The sequence below is a fragment of the Micromonospora sp. M51 genome (genome assembly GCF_018070305.1).
GTDB classification, from domain to species: Bacteria; Actinomycetota; Actinomycetes; order Mycobacteriales; family Micromonosporaceae; genus Micromonospora; species Micromonospora parva.
This window is the reverse complement of the sequence record NZ_JAGPXZ010000752.1, coordinates 1-2,880: the sequence shown is the minus strand read 5'-3', so window position 1 is coordinate 2,880 and position 2,880 is coordinate 1. Positions and strand designations below refer to the sequence as shown.

Sequence of the window (2,880 nt, the reverse complement as noted above, 5' to 3'; positions counted from 1 at the left end):
CGGCCGGCGGGCAAGCCCGGCCGGGTCAAGCCGGAGGCGGACCCACAGGTCCGCGCGGTCGGCGACGGCTGGACCACCGTGCTGGTCGCCCGCCTGGACGGTGCGCTCGACGGCGGGCCCGCCGCTGGGAAACCCGCCACTCCCCCGGCCGGCGCCGCACCCGACGTGGACGTGTCGAAGCTGCTCGGCGGGCTGCCCGCGGTCAGTGGTGACTGGGGCAGCGGTCGACTCTTCAGCACCAGACTGTTCACCGTGCTGCTCACCGACGACGGCCGGGTACTCGCCGGAGCGGTGACGCCGGAGCGGCTCTACCAGGCCGCCCGCGGCTGATCTCCGCGTGTTCGCGCCGGGTCGACCTGACGGTCGGCCCGGCGCTTCGCCGTGCGCGCGGGCGGGTCAGCAGACGCCGAGGGCGCTGAGGTACGCGTCGGCGAGGACCGCGTGGCCGGGCAGGTACGGGTGGACCCGGTCGTCAGCCCAGCGCGTCGCGGGACTCACCGCCAGCACCCGGTCGAACGCCGCCTGGTTGGGCACGTGCACCGCGTCGAACTCGGCGGCGAGCGCGGCCACGACCGCCGCGTACCGGTCGGTGTCGGCGCGTTGCGGGACGCTCCGGTCGGGCTCGATGAAGAACGGGTCACCGAGGATGAGCCCGCAGCCGGTGGCGTCGACCGCCCGACGCAGCAGGTCGCGCAGCGTGCGCTCGTACTCGTCGATGCCAACCGCCTCATCCGGGCGGTCACCGTAGTGCCGCCAGATGTCGTTGATGCCGATCAGCACCGCGAGCCAGTCGGGGCGCTCGGCGATGGCGTCGACGTCCCAGCGGGCGGCCAGGTCCCGCACGGTGTCGCCGCTCACACCCCGGTTGACCCAGTCCGCCTCCAGCTCGGGGTGCCGGGCGTCGACCAGGGCGCGCACCAGGCTCACGTATCCGCTGCCGTACGGCGCGGCGGTGTCGCGTCGACCACAATCGGTGATGCTGTCCCCGATGAAGACCACCCGTTGGCCGGTCCGCAGGATCATCCGCCGCCACCTCGCGATCACCGGCGCGCCGGACCGCCCGGCTTGGTGAGAACCGGCGGAACGCGCTATCTTCAACAGTTCGAAGGCATAAAAAAGAACGGCTAAAAGCCGTTCCTGCAAAGGATTCTAATCTTTAGGGAGACGGCTTGTCAAGGCACTCCGGCGGTTCCGGCGAATTGCCGCTCGACGACGAGATCGGTCGCGAGCAGGAGTACGTCTCGATGCTCTACCACCGGCTGGACGAGCTGCGTGAGCAGGCCGCCCACCGACTCACCGCCGAGCTGCACAACACCGGCGGAACCCTCCAGGACCGCTCGCAACGCGACAGCTCGGTAGCGATGTACGCCGATCAGGTCGAACAGTTCTCCGCCGTGGAGAACGGGCTCTGCTTCGGCCGTCTCGACGGCGACGACGACTCCCGCCGCTACATCGGCCGGATCGGCATCTTCGACACCACCGGTGACTACGACCCGCTGCTGATGGACTGGCGCGCCCCCGCCGCTCGACCGTTCTACCTCGCCACCGCCGCCAACCCGCAGGGCGTACGCCGTCGCCGGCACCTGCGTACCCGCCAGCGCAAGGTGACCGGGCTCAACGACGAGGTGCTCGACATCGACAGCGCCTCCCCCGGCGCCCACGAGGAGTTGACCGGTGAGGCGTCGCTGCTCGCCGCGCTCAACGCCGGCCGCACCGGCCGGATGCGCGACATCGTCGAGACCATCCAGGCCGAACAGGACGAGATCATCCGCGCGGAACTCCCGGGCGTCATGGTGGTCCAGGGCGGCCCCGGCACCGGCAAGACCGCTGTCGCGTTGCACCGGGCGGCGTACCTGCTCTACACGCACCGCCGCGAACTCTCCAGCCGGGGCGTGCTGCTGGTCGGCCCGAACGCGACCTTCCTGCGGTACATCTCCCAGGTGCTGCCGACACTGGCCGAGACCGGTGTGTTGCTGCGTACCCAGGGTGATCTCTTTCCCGGGGTGAGCGCCCAACGGTCCGAGCCGGCCGAGACCGCGGCGCTCAAGGGCCGGGCGGTGCTGGCCGAGGTGTTGGCGCTGGCCGTGCGGGACCGGCAGTGGGTGCCGGACGAGCCACTGGAGATCGAGGTCGAGCGGGAGACGCTGACCCTCGACCCGGAGATCGTGCGCGCCGCCCGCGACCGGGTCCGCCGCACCGACCGACCGCACAACCTGGCCCGCGCGCTGTTCGACGTGGAGATCGTGCACGCGCTCGCCGAGCAGGTGGCCGAACGGATCGGCGCCGACCCGCTCGGCGGGGACAACCTCCTCGACGAGGCGGACCGGGCCGAGATCCGGCGGGAACTGCGCGAGGAACCGGAGATCCGGGCCGCCCTCGATCAGCTGTGGCCGGTGCTCACACCGCAGCGGCTACTCGCCGACCTGTACGCCGACCCGGACCGGATCGCCGCCGCCGCGCCGATGCTCACCGCTGACGAACGGGCGCTGCTGCGGCGCGAGCGCGGTGGCTGGACCCCCGCCGACGTTCCGCTGCTCGACGAGGCGGCCGAACTGCTCGGCGAGGACGAACGTGCCGCCGCCGCCCGGCGGGACCGCATCCGGATGATGGAACGGGAGTACGCCGAGGGCGTGCTCGAGATCGCCAGGGGTTCCCGCTCGATCGACGTCGAGGACGAGGCCGAGGGCGGTGAGATCCTCGGCGTCACCGACCTGATCGACGCGGACCGGCTGCTGGAGCGGCAGGAGGAGAGCGACCGGCTGACCACCGCGCAACGGGCCGCCGCCGACCGCACCTGGGCGTTCGGCCACGTCATCGTGGACGAGGCGCAGGAGTTGTCGCCGATGGCCTGGCGACTGCTGATGCGCCGCTGCCCGAGCC

2 protein-coding genes and 1 pseudogene are annotated in these 2,880 nt (G+C 71.9%); 2 read left to right on the top strand and 1 reads right to left on the bottom strand.

Features of this window, described 5'->3' with window-relative positions:
- Window positions 1-330: pseudogene (locus KBX53_RS28175) on the top strand (hypothetical protein); the annotation flags it as partial.
- Window positions 331-396: 66 nt separating this feature from the next.
- Here the strand turns inward: KBX53_RS28175 and KBX53_RS28170 are convergent.
- Entirely contained in the window at window positions 397-1,023 is a 627-nt protein-coding gene (locus KBX53_RS28170) for an SGNH/GDSL hydrolase family protein (protein WP_210862578.1), read from the bottom strand.
- A 146-nt stretch (window positions 1,024-1,169) separates the two neighbouring features.
- Here KBX53_RS28170 and KBX53_RS28165 point away from each other — a divergent pair.
- A partial coding sequence (locus KBX53_RS28165; protein WP_210862576.1) for an AAA family ATPase occupies window positions 1,170-2,880 on the top strand: 1,711 nt, incomplete at its 3' end.

Bases quoted from the DNA above. Each gene is read 5' to 3' on its own strand.
- KBX53_RS28170 (WP_210862578.1), bottom strand. From the start codon at position 1,023: ATGATCCTGCGGACCGGCCAACGGGTGGTCTTCATCGGGGACAGCATC.